15 protein-coding genes are annotated in these 14,450 nt (G+C 64.8%); 8 read left to right on the top strand and 7 right to left on the bottom strand.

The window, feature by feature from the left end:
• Positions 1-29: 29 nt before the first annotated feature.
• From ACT6UX_RS07855 to hppD, 3 genes are read right to left on the bottom strand one after another with little or no spacing between them, the layout of a single operon-like run.
• On the bottom strand, positions 30-1,022 hold the full coding sequence (locus ACT6UX_RS07855) for a fumarylacetoacetate hydrolase family protein (RefSeq protein ID WP_444774587.1): 993 nt from the start codon (positions 1,020-1,022) through the stop codon (positions 30-32).
• Between the two features lie 13 nt (positions 1,023-1,035).
• Complete coding sequence (locus ACT6UX_RS07850) at positions 1,036-2,184, bottom strand: homogentisate 1,2-dioxygenase (RefSeq protein ID WP_444774586.1); 1,149 nt, start codon at positions 2,182-2,184, stop codon at positions 1,036-1,038.
• Between the two features lie 43 nt (positions 2,185-2,227).
• Positions 2,228-3,319, bottom strand: a complete 1,092-nt coding sequence (gene hppD, locus ACT6UX_RS07845; RefSeq protein ID WP_444774585.1) for a 4-hydroxyphenylpyruvate dioxygenase — start codon at positions 3,317-3,319, stop codon at positions 2,228-2,230.
• A gap of 40 nt (positions 3,320-3,359) precedes the next feature.
• On the opposite strand from hppD, the gene ACT6UX_RS07840 reads away from it, so the two are divergent.
• The 5 genes from ACT6UX_RS07840 (at position 3,360) to aat (ending at position 6,851) form a co-directional block, all read left to right on the top strand.
• Positions 3,360-3,821, top strand: a complete 462-nt coding sequence (locus ACT6UX_RS07840; RefSeq protein ID WP_444774584.1) for a MarR family winged helix-turn-helix transcriptional regulator — start codon at positions 3,360-3,362, stop codon at positions 3,819-3,821.
• A gap of 65 nt (positions 3,822-3,886) precedes the next feature.
• Entirely contained in the window at positions 3,887-4,357 is a 471-nt protein-coding gene (gene aroQ, locus ACT6UX_RS07835) for a type II 3-dehydroquinate dehydratase (protein ID WP_444774583.1), read from the top strand.
• Positions 4,358-4,379: 22 nt separating this feature from the next.
• A complete protein-coding gene (gene accB, locus ACT6UX_RS07830) occupies positions 4,380-4,835 on the top strand; it encodes an acetyl-CoA carboxylase biotin carboxyl carrier protein (protein ID WP_444774582.1) in 456 nt (151 codons plus the stop codon).
• A gap of 14 nt (positions 4,836-4,849) precedes the next feature.
• A complete protein-coding gene (accC, locus tag ACT6UX_RS07825) occupies positions 4,850-6,193 on the top strand; it encodes an acetyl-CoA carboxylase biotin carboxylase subunit (RefSeq protein ID WP_444774581.1) in 1,344 nt (447 codons plus the stop codon).
• Between the two features lie 7 nt (positions 6,194-6,200).
• Complete coding sequence (gene aat / locus ACT6UX_RS07820; protein ID WP_444774580.1) at positions 6,201-6,851, top strand: leucyl/phenylalanyl-tRNA--protein transferase; 651 nt, start codon at positions 6,201-6,203, stop codon at positions 6,849-6,851.
• Here the strand turns inward: aat and ACT6UX_RS07815 are convergent.
• From ACT6UX_RS07815 to ACT6UX_RS07800, 4 genes are read right to left on the bottom strand one after another with little or no spacing between them, the layout of a single operon-like run.
• Positions 6,788-7,249: a DUF2155 domain-containing protein gene (locus ACT6UX_RS07815; RefSeq protein WP_444774579.1), complete on the bottom strand. Its 462-nt coding sequence runs from the start codon at positions 7,247-7,249 to the stop codon at positions 6,788-6,790. The two genes, aat and ACT6UX_RS07815, sit on opposite strands and share 64 nt — an antisense overlap.
• Before the next feature lie 2 nt (positions 7,250-7,251).
• Positions 7,252-7,479 (bottom strand): hypothetical protein, encoded by a 228-nt coding sequence (locus ACT6UX_RS07810; protein ID WP_444774578.1) that lies wholly within the window; start codon positions 7,477-7,479, stop codon positions 7,252-7,254.
• On the bottom strand, positions 7,479-7,928 hold the full coding sequence (gene mlaD, locus ACT6UX_RS07805) for an outer membrane lipid asymmetry maintenance protein MlaD (protein WP_444774577.1): 450 nt from the start codon (positions 7,926-7,928) through the stop codon (positions 7,479-7,481). Before mlaD ends, ACT6UX_RS07810 begins: the two co-directional genes overlap by 1 nt.
• 24 nt (positions 7,929-7,952) lie before the next feature.
• Positions 7,953-8,303, bottom strand: a complete 351-nt coding sequence (locus ACT6UX_RS07800) for an NADH:ubiquinone oxidoreductase subunit NDUFA12 (RefSeq protein WP_444774576.1) — start codon at positions 8,301-8,303, stop codon at positions 7,953-7,955.
• A 296-nt stretch (positions 8,304-8,599) separates the two neighbouring features.
• Between ACT6UX_RS07800 and ACT6UX_RS07795 the strand changes: the two genes are divergently transcribed.
• The 3 genes from ACT6UX_RS07795 (at position 8,600) to ACT6UX_RS07785 (ending at position 14,449) form a co-directional block, all read left to right on the top strand.
• Positions 8,600-12,292 (top strand): vitamin B12-dependent ribonucleotide reductase, encoded by a 3,693-nt coding sequence (locus ACT6UX_RS07795; RefSeq protein ID WP_444774575.1) that lies wholly within the window; start codon positions 8,600-8,602, stop codon positions 12,290-12,292.
• Positions 12,293-12,698: 406 nt separating this feature from the next.
• Positions 12,699-13,319 (top strand): TetR/AcrR family transcriptional regulator, encoded by a 621-nt coding sequence (locus tag ACT6UX_RS07790; protein ID WP_444774574.1) that lies wholly within the window; start codon positions 12,699-12,701, stop codon positions 13,317-13,319.
• Positions 13,316-14,449: an efflux RND transporter periplasmic adaptor subunit gene (locus ACT6UX_RS07785; protein ID WP_444774573.1), complete on the top strand. Its 1,134-nt coding sequence runs from the start codon at positions 13,316-13,318 to the stop codon at positions 14,447-14,449. The genes ACT6UX_RS07790 and ACT6UX_RS07785 overlap by 4 nt, the downstream gene beginning before the upstream one ends.
• Position 14,450 lies beyond the last annotated feature (1 nt).

The following is a 14,450-nucleotide window of genomic DNA, read 5'->3' as shown; positions in this document are numbered from 1 at the left end:
GACCGCCTCCGCGGCCACTGTAGCACGGCTCAGGCGGGCGGCGTGTAGCGCACGACTTTCTGATCAATCGCCCCGAAGATCGACTTGCCCGCACGATCGAACATTTCGATGCGGATATGGTCGCCGAAGCTCATGAACGGCGTCACCGGCTTGCCGCCGTCGATCGTCTCGCGGACGCGCCGTTCGGCAATGCAAGAACATCCGACCGCCGGATCGCGGTTCGCAACCGTACCCGAACCGACGATCGTACCTGCCTCCAGATGACGTGTGCGTGCCGCATGCGCAATCAGCTGACCGAAGTCGAAGGTGAGATCGGTAGCGGCATTCGGATGGCCGAATTCCGTGCCGTTCAGCGTCGAGATCAGGGGGCGGTCGAGCCGCGCGCCGTTCCAGTCGTCACCCAGCTCGTCCGGCGTCACCGCCACTGGCGCGAAAGCAGTCGCGGGCTTGCCGTGGAAGAAGCCGAAGCCCTTAGCGAGTTCGCCGACGATGACGTTGCGCAGCGAGACATCGTTCAGGATCGTCACCAGCTTGATGTGCTTAGCCGCTGCCTCCGGCGAGATGCCCATCGGCACGTCGTCGACCATCACGCCGATCTCTCCCTCGAAATCGATGCCCCAGGCCTCGTCGGCCATCTCGATCTCATCGTTGGGACCGATGAAGGAATCCGAGCCGCCCTGGTACATCAGCGGATCGGTCCAGAAGGACGGCGGCATCTCCACGCCACGCGCCTTGCGCACCAGTTCGACATGCACGACGTAAGCCGAGCCGTCGGCCCACTGGTAGGCACGCGGCAGCGGCGCCGCCAGCGCGGTCGTGTCGAGCTCGAATGAACCGACCGCCTTGTCGTCTTCGAGCTGCTCGGCCAGAGCCCGCAGCTTCGGCCCGTTGGTGGCCCAGTCGTCGAGCGCCTTCTGCATCGTCGGAGCCACGCTCGTGGCCCGAACGCCGCGTGTCAGGGCGCGGTTCACCACAATCAGCGTGCCGTCGCGGCCGCCTTCCTTGAGCGATCCCAGTTTCATTGTGGCGTCTTCCCTATTCCGCAGCCTGCTTCATGTCCGGCGGCCGCCAGGACTTCACGTACCCTTCGAACTCGACGCCGGCCGGCATTGCAGCCACATCGACAGCATCGCGCGTGTCGATCATCACCGCGACCTCGTCGGTCTCCGTCCTGCCGCCCTTGGTGGCGGCATTGAACGCCTTGGGATGCGGCCCGTGTGTGAAGCCGCTCGGATGGACCGTCATCATGCCGGGATGGATGTTGTCGCGGCTGAAGAAGCTGCCCTTGTGATAAAAGATCACTTCCTCGAAATCGTCGTTGTTGTGGAAGAACGGCAGGCGCAGCGCCTCGGGATCGCTTTCGAACGGCCGCGGCACGAAGGTGCAGACCACGAACCGGCCGGTCGCCCAGGTCGTGTGCGCCGACGGCGGTAGGTGTGCGCGATGGCTCATCAGCGGGCGCAGGTCGCGCCAGTTGATGCGCACCACGCTGAGATCGCCATGCCAGCCCACCGCATCGAGCGGATTGAACGGGTAGGTCACGGTCGACAGCGAATTGCGCCGCTTCACCGAGACCGTCCAGGTGCGCTCGTCCTGCTGGGCGCGGAAGGCCTCGTCGATGCGCGGCGTGTCGAGCATCGCCGGATCGAAGATGGCGTGACGGCCGACCAGCCCCTTCTCCGGCAGGACGAAGTGATCGTTGGTCGCCTCGATCATCAGCGAGACGGTGGGCTTCGCCGGCTCCAGGCGCCACATCGTCCCGCGCGGGATGACCAGATAGTCGCCTTCGGCATAGTCGAGATGCCCGTAGTCGCAGAAAAGCGCGCCGTTGCCCTCGTGGACGAACAGCAGCTGGTCGCCGTCGCTGTTGCGCACCAGTTCCCGCATCGGCTCGTCGAGGCGCCAGATGCGCATCTGCATGTGGCTGTTTTCCATGACGAGCTCGGCTTCCCACGGATTGGTGCGGGCCGTCGCCAGCTTGTTGAGATCGAGCGCACGCGGCCGGATCGGACCGTTGAATTCGACCCAGTCCGTCGGCTTGTGCTTGTGGTGGAACTGCGCGGAGGGGCCGAAGAACCCTTCCTTGCTGATCTCGCGCTCATAGGTGCCCTCGGGCAGGCGCACATGGGCCTGGCGCGAGGCAGTGCCCTCGACCTGGCGCAACGGAATCCAGTTCTTGGCCATGGTTTCCTCCGTCGTGTTTCGTTATTTCGTTCGTTTCGTTTTTCTAAGCCTTCAACACACCGCGGCGGATCTGGTCGAGTTCGATCGATTCGAACAGCGCCCGGAAGTTGCCCTCACCGAAGCCTTCGTTGCCACGGCGCTGGATGATCTCGAAGAAGATCGGGCCGATCACCGTCTGGGTGAAGATCTGCAGCAGCAGACCGCCGCCCTTGGTCGGCGCGCCGTCGATCAGGATGCGATCGGCCGCCAGTCGAGCCAGATCCTCGCCATGGCCCGGCAGACGTTCGTCGACCTGCTCATAGTAGGTGTCAGGCACGGTCTGGAACGGCACTCCCTGCCCCTTCAGCGTTTCGACCGTCTCGTAGATGTCGCCGGTGCCGAGCGCGATGTGCTGGATGCCCTCACCGTGATAGGCCGACAGGTATTCCTGGATCTGCGACTTGTCGTCGGTGCTCTCGTTGATCGGGATGCGGATCTTGCCGCACGGGCTGGTCATCGCCTTGGACTTGAGGCCGGTGAGCTTGCCCTCGATGTCGAAGTAGCGTATCTCGCGGAAATTGAAGAGCCGCTCGTAGAAGTCGGCCCATTCGGCCATGCGGCCGCGATGCACGTTGTGGGTCAGGTGGTCGATATAGGTCAGGCCGACGCCCCTGGGATTGCGGTCGACGCCCGGCAGATACTCGAAGTCGACGTCGTAGATCGAACCGCGATCGCCATAGCGGTCTACGAGATAGAGCAGCGAATCGCCGATGCCCTTGATGGCCGGGATGTTCAGTTCCATCGGGCCAACCTTGCCCTCGACGCCCCAGGCGCCCAGCGACAGGGCGCGCTTGTAGGCGCCGCCGGCATTCTTCACCCGCAGCGCGATGGCGCAGACGCTCGGCCCGTGTACCCGCGCGAACCCTTGGGCGAAGCTCTCCTTCTCGGCGTTGACGATGAAGTTCACGTCGCCCTGACGATAGAGCGAGACGTCCTTGGACCGGTGCTTCGCCACCTTGGTGAAGCCCATGCTCTCGAACAGGACGCCGAGCGCCGCGGGATCGGGGGCCGTGTACTCGACGAATTCGAACCCATCGGTGCCCATCGGGTTCACTTCGTCGATCTCCAGGATATTGGCTTCGCTGACACTCGCCATGTTTGACCTCCCGGCTTAATTAGTTTCAAATGTAACTATCATGTCGACCGAAGCGCAAGCCCTCGAACTGGAGAATTTTCTCCCTTACCGGCTTTCAGTCCTCGCCCAGCTCGTGAGCGAATCGTTGCACGATCTCTATGCCGAGCCGTTTGGCCTCAGCGTCACCCAGTGGCGAGTGATGGCGGCGCTGGGGCGGTTTGCTCCCCTGACTGCAACCGACGTGGGAGCGCGCATCGTCATGGACAAGGTGGCGGTCAGCCGGGCCGTCGCCGGCCTGATGAGGCGCGGTCTGGTCGAGCGCGCGACCGACCGGGAGGACCGCCGGCGGGAACCTCTCAGGCTCACGGCCAAAGGGCGCACGATGCACGCTGAAATCGTCCCCCTCGCCCTGGAGTACGAGGCCGAACTCTATGCCGCCCTGTCCGCCGAAGAGCGCCGGACCCTCAACGGCTTGTGTGACCGCCTCTTCTCCCACGCCAAGCTGTTGAGAAACCGCCCCTGAGCCCGCCTTGTGGCGTGTAGTCGCCATGGTATAACGCCGGCCTCTTATTACTCTGGGAGGCAGGATTGGCCGCTAAGGCCGCCCAACGCCCGCCGGTCTCCAAACCGGTGCTGGTTCTAAACGGGCCGAATCTCAACATGCTGGGCAAGCGTCAGCCGGAAATCTACGGCCATGAGACGCTGGCGGACGTCGAGGCGGCGTGCCGCGCCGAGGCCGTGCGCCTCGGGCTCGGCGTCGAATTCGCCCAGAGCAATCATGAAGGGGTGCTGGTCGACCGCATCCAGGCTGCCCGCGAGGGCAATTCCGGGATCGTCATCAATGCCGGCGCCTATACCCATACGTCGGTGGCCCTGCTCGACGCGTTGAACGCGGCCGAGCTGCCGACCGTCGAGGTTCATCTGTCCAACATCTACAAGCGTGAGCGCTTCCGCCATCATTCGTACATCAGCCCGGCCGCGGTCGGCGTGATCGCGGGTCTCGGCACTCAAGGCTACCTCCTTGCCCTCCAGGCGCTGGCGCGCCTGCTGGCACGCTGACCAACATCGGGAGCGATTCTCCATGGCAAAGTTCGAGCTGGATACCGAGTTCGTGCGCAAACTGGCGGCGATCCTCGAGGAAACCAAACTCGGCGAGATCGAGCTGGCTGACGGCGAGCGACGCATCCGTGTCGTCCGTCCGGCCGCAGCCGTCGTCCAGGCGGCGCCGGTCATGATGGCCGCGGCGCCTGCCACCGCCTCCGCTCCCGCGGCTGCAGCCCCTGCCGGAGACCTCTCCAAGCATCCGGGCGTCGTGAAGTCGCCGATGGTCGGCACGGCGTACCTGGCGCCCGAGCCCGGCAAGCCCAACTTCGTCTCCGTCGGCGACAAGGTCACCGCCGGGCAAACCCTGCTGATCATCGAGGCGATGAAGACCTTCAATCCGATCAAGGCGCCCAAGGGCGGCACGGTCACGCAGATCCTGATCGAGAATGCCGTGCCGGTGGAGTTCGGCGAACCGCTGATGATCGTCGAGTGAGGGCGGCCTCGCCGATGTTCGACAAGGTCCTGATCGCCAACCGCGGCGAGATCGCGCTCCGCATTCATCGTGCCTGCCGCGAGATGGGCATCCAGACCGTCGCGGTCCATTCGACCGCCGACAGTGACGCGATGCATGTCCGGCTCGCCGACGAATCGGTGTGCATCGGTCCGCCAGCCGCTCGCGACAGCTACCTCAACATCCCCGCCATCCTGTCGGCCGCGACGATCGCCGGTGCCGATGCCATCCACCCCGGCTACGGTTTCCTCTCCGAGAATGCCCGGTTCGCGGAAGCGGTCGAGGCGCATGGCTTCACGTTCATCGGACCGACGCCACAGCACATTTCCATGATGGGCGACAAGATCGTCGCCAAGCAGACGGCCAAGGAACTCGGTCTGCCCCTGGTGCCGGGCTCGCCCGGTCCCGTGGAATCGATCGACGAGGTCGTGGAACTGGGATCGAAGATCGGCTGGCCCGTCCTCATCAAGGCGGTGGCGGGCGGTGGCGGGCGCGGCATGAAGGTCGTCGTCGACGCCGAGGCAGCGCCCGAGGCCTTCTCGCTGGCGCGCGCGGAGGCCAAGGCGGCGTTCAGCAACGACGCGGTCTATCTGGAGAAATATCTCCCCCGGCCGCGCCACATCGAAATTCAGGTTCTGGGCGACGGGCTGGGTGCCGGCATCCATCTCGGCGAGCGCGACTGCTCACTGCAGCGCCGCCACCAGAAGGTGCTCGAGGAAGCGCCCTCGCCCGCGCTGAATGCGGAGCAACGCAACAGGATCGGCGAACTGGCGGCCGACGCCGTCCGCAAGCTCAAGTATCGCGGCGCCGGCACGATGGAGTTCCTGTTCCAGGATGGGGAATTCTATTTCATCGAGATGAACACGCGCCTGCAGGTCGAGCATCCGATCACCGAGGCGGTGACCGGCATCGACCTGGTGCGCGAGCAGATCCGCATTGCGGCGGGGTCTCCCCTCACGCTCACCCAGAAGGACATCGTGATCCAGGGCCACGCGATCGAGTGCCGGATCAATGCGGAGAACCCCGAGACCTTCGTGCCCTGCCCCGGCCTGGTCACCGACTATCACGCCCCCGGCGGCCTGGGCGTGCGTGTCGATTCCGGCCTCTATGCCGGCTATTCGATCCCGCCCTTCTACGACTCGATGGTGGCCAAGCTCATCGTCAACGGCAGCAGCCGCAACGAATGCCTGATGCGCCTGCGCCGCTCGCTCGAGGAATTCGTGATCGGCGGCATCGACACGACGGTCCCGCTGCACCGCCGCATCATCGGCGAGCAGGAATTCATCGACGGCGATTATGACATCCACTGGCTGGAGAAGCTGGTCGGCCTCAAGAAATAGGCCGGGCATGCTGGAGATCACCCCCGACCTCCTGCTCCAGGCCTATCGCATCGGCGTCTTTCCCATGGGGGAAAGCCGCGACGATCCCAAACTCTACTGGCTCGATCCGCGCATGCGCGCGGTACTGCCGCTCGATGCCTTCCACCTGTCGCATCGTCTGGCACGCACGGTTCGCAGCGGCCGCTTCGAGGTCACCGCCGACACCGCTTTCGCCGAGACGGTGCGCGCCTGCGCCGAGCCGCGGCCCGGCCATCCCGAGAGCTGGATCAACGAACCGATCGTCGGCCTCTATACGGAGCTCCATGCGCGCGGCCACGCCCACAGCGTCGAATGCCGCCTCGAGGGAAGGCTGGTCGGCGGCTTGTACGGCGTCTCCGTCGGTGCCGCCTTCTTTGGCGAAAGCATGTTCAGCCGCGAGCGCGATGCGTCGAAGGTGGCCCTGGTGCATCTGGTGGCGCGCCTGATCAGAGGGGGATTCACCCTGCTCGACTGCCAGTTCATGACCGAGCATCTGCGCAGCTTCGGCGCAGTCGAGATCGCGAGAGACGATTTTAAGGCGTTGCTGGCCCCGGCGATCGACCGCCCGGCGACCTTTCAGCGCGAACTTGGCGGCGACGATCCCTGCGCCATCGTGCAGGAAAGCACCCGCAGATCGTAGACGCCGTGGTCGAGCGCCGACAGCGAGGGCGTCGAGGCGAACATCCAGCCGGCGAAAAGCTTTTCTTCCGCCTGCCCCGGCTTGTGGTCGATGATGGTGAGATAGGCGACCGATTCGGGCGGCGCATCCGGCACGTTCACGAGGCAATCGCCCACCGTGATCTCCAGCGTACCGAAGCGGGTCGACTTTCCGACCGGGGCGTAGAAGCGCTGCGTGCGGGCCGTCACCTTGTCCAGCCCCTGCAGCTCGGCCGACCGGACACCCGGCCCGTCGGGCACCGGACGAAGATTGGCATTTCCGGGACGCTGTGGCGGCTGTTGCTGCTGTTGCGGCGGCGTTTGCGCCGACGCGGCGCCGATACCGGCCGCCAATACGGCGAGCACCATCAAGCCACGCATAGTCAACCCTTGGCGTGGGGCGTCGTCAACCCGTCGATCAGTTCGTGAAGCGCCTGCTTTATCTGAGTGGCGTCGCATCCCATCAGAACTCCGTCCTCCAGCGCATCGGCGCAGAGCGATTCGATCTCCTGGATGTTCTGGTTCAGGACTTTGATCTTTTCGAGGCATGACACCGGCTTGCCGTCGGGCTGCCGCCAGACCGGCGGCTCCTTCGGGGTCTGAGCGGCCATCACTTGCTTCCCGTGCTTCCGAACATGAACTTGGCGATGAGTTCCGTCAGGGGGATCGCATCCTGCGTGTGCTCGATCTCTCCGCCGTTCTTGAGCATCTGCTTGTCACCGCCCGGTTCCAGCACGACGACCATGCCGCCCAGCAGCGATTCGCCCACGATCTTGGCGTTCGTGTCGGTCGGCAGGTCGACGTTCGAGGCGACGCCGAGACGCACTACCGCCTGATAAGTCTTGGGATCGAGGCTGAAGCCGGTCACGCTGCCGATCTTCACCCCGCTCAGGGTGACATCGGCGCCGCGCTTCAGCCCATCGATGCGGCCGAAGCGCGCCACCAGCTCGTAGCCATCCGGTCCGGCCCTGTCCGATTTCGAGAAGGCGTAAAACACGAAGACGCCAGCCACCACCAGCACCAGCGCGCCCACGATCGTTTCGACGACATTACGGCCCACGCTCATTCCCCCGCGACCGCGGCCTCAGCCTGGACGCCAAGCCTCGTAAGGGGGCTTGGGCTTGTCGCCGTCGGACAACGAATGGCCTGGCGGCCGGTAGGCATGATCGGTGCCCGTCAGGTTCGGCAGGTGTTCCTTCTGCCACGGCTTGCGGGGCAGACCGCCGGCGGGCGGCGGGTCGGCAAGCGTGTGGTGAAGCCAACCATGCCACTCGGGCGGAACGCGCGAAGCTTCCGCGATGCCATTGTACATCACCCAGCGCTTGCGCCGCATTCCGGGAACGACGCGCTTGTCCTGGAAGTAGCGATTGCCTTCGGCATCCGTGCCGACCAATTCGCCGCGCATCTTCGTGAAGAGCCAGGTACCGATGATCATGAACCAACCGCTTCGTAGGTGATGCGCGCTTGTACGCGGGCGCTTCATCGCGTGCAATGCAACGTAAAGGATCTGACGTTCACATCGTTCGACGAGGCGCCCAGGGCGCGCGTCGATCGAGTGTTGCCTTCTTGCATCATCTAGTATCATCAACAGGCAGGTCTACAAAATATAGTTGCGCCCACAAGATTTTGTAATTTACCATCACTTCGTGCCCATATGTGCGTGTTCGATCGGGATCGAACACCCCCGCGATAGGGAAGCAAATTGACGGGATTGGGCACGGGGGATCGTCGATGCGCTTCGAGCGTCGGTATACGCAGGCAGGAAAGTCGCCATTCGCAGGAATAGCGTTTCGCGTGACCGATTCGGAGATCCGCAACCCGGACGGCTCCATCGTTTTTCAGCTTAAGAACATCGACGTGCCGGCCGAGTGGTCTCAGGTCGCCTCGGATGTTCTCGCGCAGAAGTACTTCCGGCGCGCGGGCGTGCCGGCGCGGATGATGCGCGTTCCCGACGAGGACATGCCCCAGTGGCTGTGGCGATCGATCCCCGACGAGGCCGCCCTCGATGCGATGCCGGAGAGCGAGCGTTTCGGCAGCGAGTCCAGCGCCCGCCAGGTTTTCCAGCGGATGGCCGGTGCCTGGACCTACTGGGGCTGGAAAGGCGGCTATTTCGACAGCGAGGAGGACGCCCGCTCCTTCTATGACGAGCACTGCTACATGCTCGCGGCTCAGATCTGCGCACCGAACTCGCCGCAATGGTTCAACACCGGGCTGCACTGGGCCTACGGTATCGACGGCCCGGGCCAGGGCCACTGGTTCGTCGACCATACCGATGGCGCCGCGTACCCATCCGGTTCCGCCTATGAGCGGCCGCAGCCGCATGCCTGCTTCATCCAGAGCGTCTCCGACGATCTGGTGAACGAAGGCGGCATCATGGATTTGTGGATCCGTGAGGCACGTCTCTTCAAGTACGGGTCCGGCACCGGCTCCAACTTCTCCCGCGTGCGCGGTGAAGGTGAGAAGCTCTCCGGCGGCGGCCAGTCATCGGGCCTGATGTCGTTCCTCAAGATCGGCGATCGCGCAGCGGGAGCCATCAAGTCCGGCGGCACCACGCGGCGGGCGGCCAAGATGGTTACGGTCGACATCGATCATCCCGACATCGAAGACTTCATTTCCTGGAAGATGCTCGAGGAGCAGAAGGTGGCCGCGCTGGTCGCCGGCTCTCGCCTCGCCAACCGCCACCTGAATGCGATCATGCAGGCCTGCCTCGAGAGCGAGGTCGGCGATGCGGCGTTCGATCCCCGACAGAACGTCAGGCTGCGCCGCGAGATCGTGGCCGCCCGCCGGGCCGAACTGCCCGAGAACTACATACAGCGCGTCATCCAGTTCGCCCGCCAGGGCTATCGCCACATCGAATTCCCGACCTTCGATACAGATTGGGAATCGGCGGCCTACGCCTCGGTCTCCGGACAGAATGCCAACAATTCGGTGCGCGTCACCGACGGGTTCCTGCGGGCGGTGGAAGAAGACCGGCAATGGGCGCTCACCGAGCGCACCTCCGGCAAGGTTTCGAAGGTGATCGGCGCGCGCGCCCTCTGGGATCAGATCGCCGAAGCCGCCTGGCACTCTGCCGATCCGGGCGTGCAGTACGACACCACGATCAACGACTGGCACACCTGCCCGGCTTCGGGGCGTATCAATGCCTCCAACCCGTGCTCGGAATACATGTTCCTGGACGACACGGCGTGCAACCTCGCGTCGCTGAACCTGATGCGATTCCGGCGCGACGATGGCTCGATCGATGTCGAGGCGCTGGAGCATGCGAGCCGCCTCTGGACGGTCGTCCTCGAAATCTCCGTGATGATGGCGCAGTACCCTTCGCGCCGCATCGCCGAGCTTTCCTACCAGTACCGCACGCTGGGTCTGGGTTACGCCAATCTCGGCGCCCTGCTCATGGCCTCGGGCCTCGGCTACGACAGTGCCGAGGGTCGCGCCATCGCCGGCGCCCTCACCGGGATCATGACCGGCACCGCCTACGCCACCTCGGCGGAGATGGCGGGCCTGATGGGCGCCTTTCCCGGCTTCGCAGCCAACCGCGAGCCGATGCTGCGCGTCATCCGTAACCATCGTCGGGCGGCGCATGCCGCGGACCCGGCCTACGAACGCCTGTCGATCGCGCCGCAGGCTCTCGACGCGGCCAACTGCATGGACGCCCGGCTCGTCGCCGCGGCACGCCGGGCCTGGGATCGTGCACTGGAACTGGGCGAACGCCACGGCTTCCGCAACGCCCAGGTCTCCGTCATCGCGCCGACGGGCACGATCGGGCTGGTGATGGATTGCGACACCACCGGCATCGAACCCGACTTCTCCCTGGTGAAGTTCAAGAAGCTGGCCGGCGGCGGCTACTTCAAGATCATCAACCAGACCGTCCCGCTGGCGCTTAAAACCCTCGGCTATGACGAAGCCGCGATCACGCGCATCGCAAGCCATGCGGTCGGCCACGGTTCGCTGGCGTCGGCACCTTCCATCAATCACCAGAGCCTGGCGGCGCGCGGCTTCGATGCCGCAACACTGAAGCGGGTCGACCAAGCGATCGCCACCGCCTTCGACATCCGCCTCGCCTTCTCGCGCTACACGCTGGGCGAAGCCTTCTGCCGCGAGACACTCGGTCTCGACGACGAGGCGCTGGCGGATCCGAAGCTCGATATCCTGTCGCGACTGGGCTTCTCGCGCAGTGACGTCGCCGCCGCGACCATCCATGCCTGCGGGACGATGAGCGTCGAAGGCGCACCCGATCTCAAGCGCGAACATCTTTCTGTGTTCGATTGTGCGAATCCCTGTGGACGAGATGGCACACGCTTCTTGTCTGCCGAGAGTCACATACGCATGATGGCTGCAGCACAACCCTTCGTATCGGGCGCCATTTCCAAGACCATCAACATGCCGAACGCGGCGACGGTCGAGGACTGCCGTAAGGCCTATGAGATCTCGTGGAAGCTCGGATTGAAAGCCAACGCCCTCTATCGTGACGGCTCCAAGCTCTCGCAGCCCCTGTCTGCGATGGCGCTGGGCGACGACATGGCGGCGAACGACGATCTTGCCAAGTTGTCGCCCGCAGCACGAGCGCCGATCATCGCCGAGCGGATCGTGGAACGGATCGTCGAGCGCGAAGTCCGGGCCGGCCGCGAGCGCCTGCCCCAGCGTCGCAAGGGGTACACGCAGAAGGCCATCGTCGGCGGCCACAAGGTCTATCTCAGAACCGGAGAGTATGAGGACGGGCGCGTCGGCGAGATCTTCGTCGACATGCACAAGGAAGGCGCGGCGTTCCGCAGCCTGATGAACAACTTCGCCATCGCAATCTCGATCGGCCTCCAGTACGGCGTGCCGCTCGAAGAATTCGTCGAGGCCTACACCTTCACGCGATTCGAACCCTCGGGGCTCGTCGAAGGCAACGACGCTATCAAGATGTCGACGTCCGTTCTCGACTACATCTTCCGCGAACTAGCGATCTCCTACCTCGGGCGCAACGACCTCAGCCATGTCGAGCAGGCGGACCTCCGCCCCGACGGTGTTGGACGCGGTGAAATTCAGGGAGAGCTGCCGTCGCCCGGCACCAGCGCCGCCGAAGCCGCCGCCGCTGCGGTGAGCCGGATCGCGAGTGTCGGCTACGTGCGCAGCAATCTCCACGTATTGGCAGGCAGGACTGCCGGCAATGCCATGAGCGCCGATCAGGCGATCGTGGCGGCCGCCCTGCCCAACGAACTGACCGACGGACCAGCCGTCGCTTCGGCGCACATCGCCAAGGCGGCCGTCGTCAGCGTCGCGCTCGGAGAATCATCCTCCTCCCCCTTGGGGCTCGCCCTCGAGGCGAGACTCAAGGGATTCGAAGGGGATGCGTGTCCGGAATGCGGCAACTTCACGATGGTCCGCAACGGGACGTGCCTCAAATGCACGACCTGCGGCGGCACCACCGGCTGCAGTTGAGCATGCGTGGCGTAGCGTACCGGCGTACCCCGGGGACCTCACGGTTGGGGACCCCATAGCTAACCATAGGAGACAGTTATGGCTGCTAAGAAAAAGGTTGCGAAGAAGAAGGCTGCTAAGAAGAAGAAGCAGTAAATAGGAAAGGGCGGAGGTCAAAGGCAGCTTTGACCCCTCTAACAAGCCTTTCGGCCTCCGTGTGGGTGCCCTCTCTTGGGGCCTCACCGGAGGCCCCCTAATCAGAAGACGAGCGAAAAGCCGATCCGACGCTCCCGCTCGCGGGGGTGGAAAGGCGAAACTGGCCAAAGCATCCGGCGACTTCGGTCTGCCGGACTTTTTTTCCGGCTTGAACGCGATGTGCATTCGCATTACATGCACGCACATGGATACTGACCGGTCAGTCAATAGCGTGTCTGGCGTCGTCCCGCGTGTTCGCCGGCCGGAGGACCGCGCCTCCGAGATTGCGCGTGCCGCGCTCGAACTCTTCGTCACCAAGGGGTTCGCTGCGACCAAACTCGAGGACGTCGCCAAGGAGGCGTCGGTCAGCAAGGGACTTCCCTACCTCTATTTCAAGAGCAAGGAAGGGCTGTTCAAGGCCGTCATCGCAGAGGCCATCGCCGGGCCGCTCGCACAGGCGAACGACATGATCGGGCACTTCGCGGGAACGAGCGAGGAGTTGCTTCGCATCCTGGTGGCGGGTTTTCGAGCGTTCGAGGAGACGCCGGCCGGCGGCGTCGTGAAGCTCATCCTGGCCGAGGCCGCTAACTTTCCCGACGTCGCGGAGTTCTACTGCACGCACTTCGACGTTCGCGGCCGCGACCTGTTCATCCGCACCTTGCGCCGCGGTGTCGAAAGCGGCGAGTTCAGGCCCCTCCCCGACCTCGAAACCACGGCCATCGTCATCCTGCAGCCGCTTGCGATGTTCTCGGTCTGGAAACGCTCCCTGGCGCCATTCGACCGGAGCCAGGTCGATGGCGACCGCTTCTACACCGCCTATCTCGATTTCGTTCTCAAAGGGCTCCGGCCATGAAGACCAGTGCCAAGATCATCCTCGCCATCGTCGGCGCCGCCATCGTCCTGGGAGGTGGTGCCTTCGCGTGGAAGAACGGCAAAGGCACGGCGCCGACCGGCACCGGGATCGCCGTTTCCAAGGCCACCGATCGCACCCTGGAACTGATCCCGGCCGAGGTCCACACCATCAAGCCGCGCGGCCTGGTCGATGTGGTCCGGTTCACCGGCACCACGCAGCCGATCGACCAGACCATCGTGAAGGGTCGCGTTGCCGGCCGCCTGGCCGAGGTTCTCGTGCGCGAAGGCGATCGCGTCACCGAGGGCCAGGTGTTGGCCCGCTTCGAAACGACCGAGTTGCAGGCGAAGTTGAACGAGCGGCAGTCAGCCCTCGAGGCGGCCCAGGCCGACGCGCGCTGGACCGCGCGCGACCGGTCCGACAAGGAGACGCTGGCGACCCGCAACATCGTCTCGCAGTCGGCCGCCGACCAGGCACGCGCGACCGCCGAGAACCGCGCTTCCATGGTGGCCGTCGCCGAGGCCCAGCTCGACGTCGCGCGCAAGAACCTGGCCGATGCCGAGGTCAAGGCGCCCTTCGAAGGCATAGTGGGCGAGCGCATCGCCAACCAGGGCGAATCGCTGCCGATCGACGGCAAGATCCTGGCCCTTCTCGACACCAGTCACGTCGAGATCGCGGCCCAGATGCCGGCCGCCGACGTCATCCGCATGAAGGTGGGCCAGACAGCCCAGGTCAATCTCGAAGGCTTCGGCGATCGTGTCTTCAGCGGCAAGATCACCCGCATCAGCCCCACCACGCAGCCCGGCTCGCGCTCGATCCCGGTCTATGTCGAGATCGTCGACCGCCACGAGGCGCTGCGCGGCGGCCTGTTCGGCACGGGCACCGTCACCGTGCAGGAGAAGGGACATGCCCTCGCCGTACCGGCCTCGTCGATGCGCAAGGACGATCAGGGCGACTACGTGCTGATCGTCGAGAACGGCACGCTCGTGCGCAAGCCGGTGGGCGCCGTCCGCACCTGGTCGCGCGGCGAGCTGGTCGAGGTGAAGGGCCTGGAATCGGGCATGACGGTGGTCTCGGCCCCCCTGCCCGGCCTGCATGCCGGGCAGAAGGTCAAGATCGTCGAGACGCGCTAGG

This window comes from Reyranella sp. (genome assembly GCF_052439685.1).
Lineage (GTDB): Bacteria > Pseudomonadota > Alphaproteobacteria > Reyranellales > Reyranellaceae > Reyranella.
This window is presented reverse-complemented; position numbering and strand designations above follow the sequence as displayed.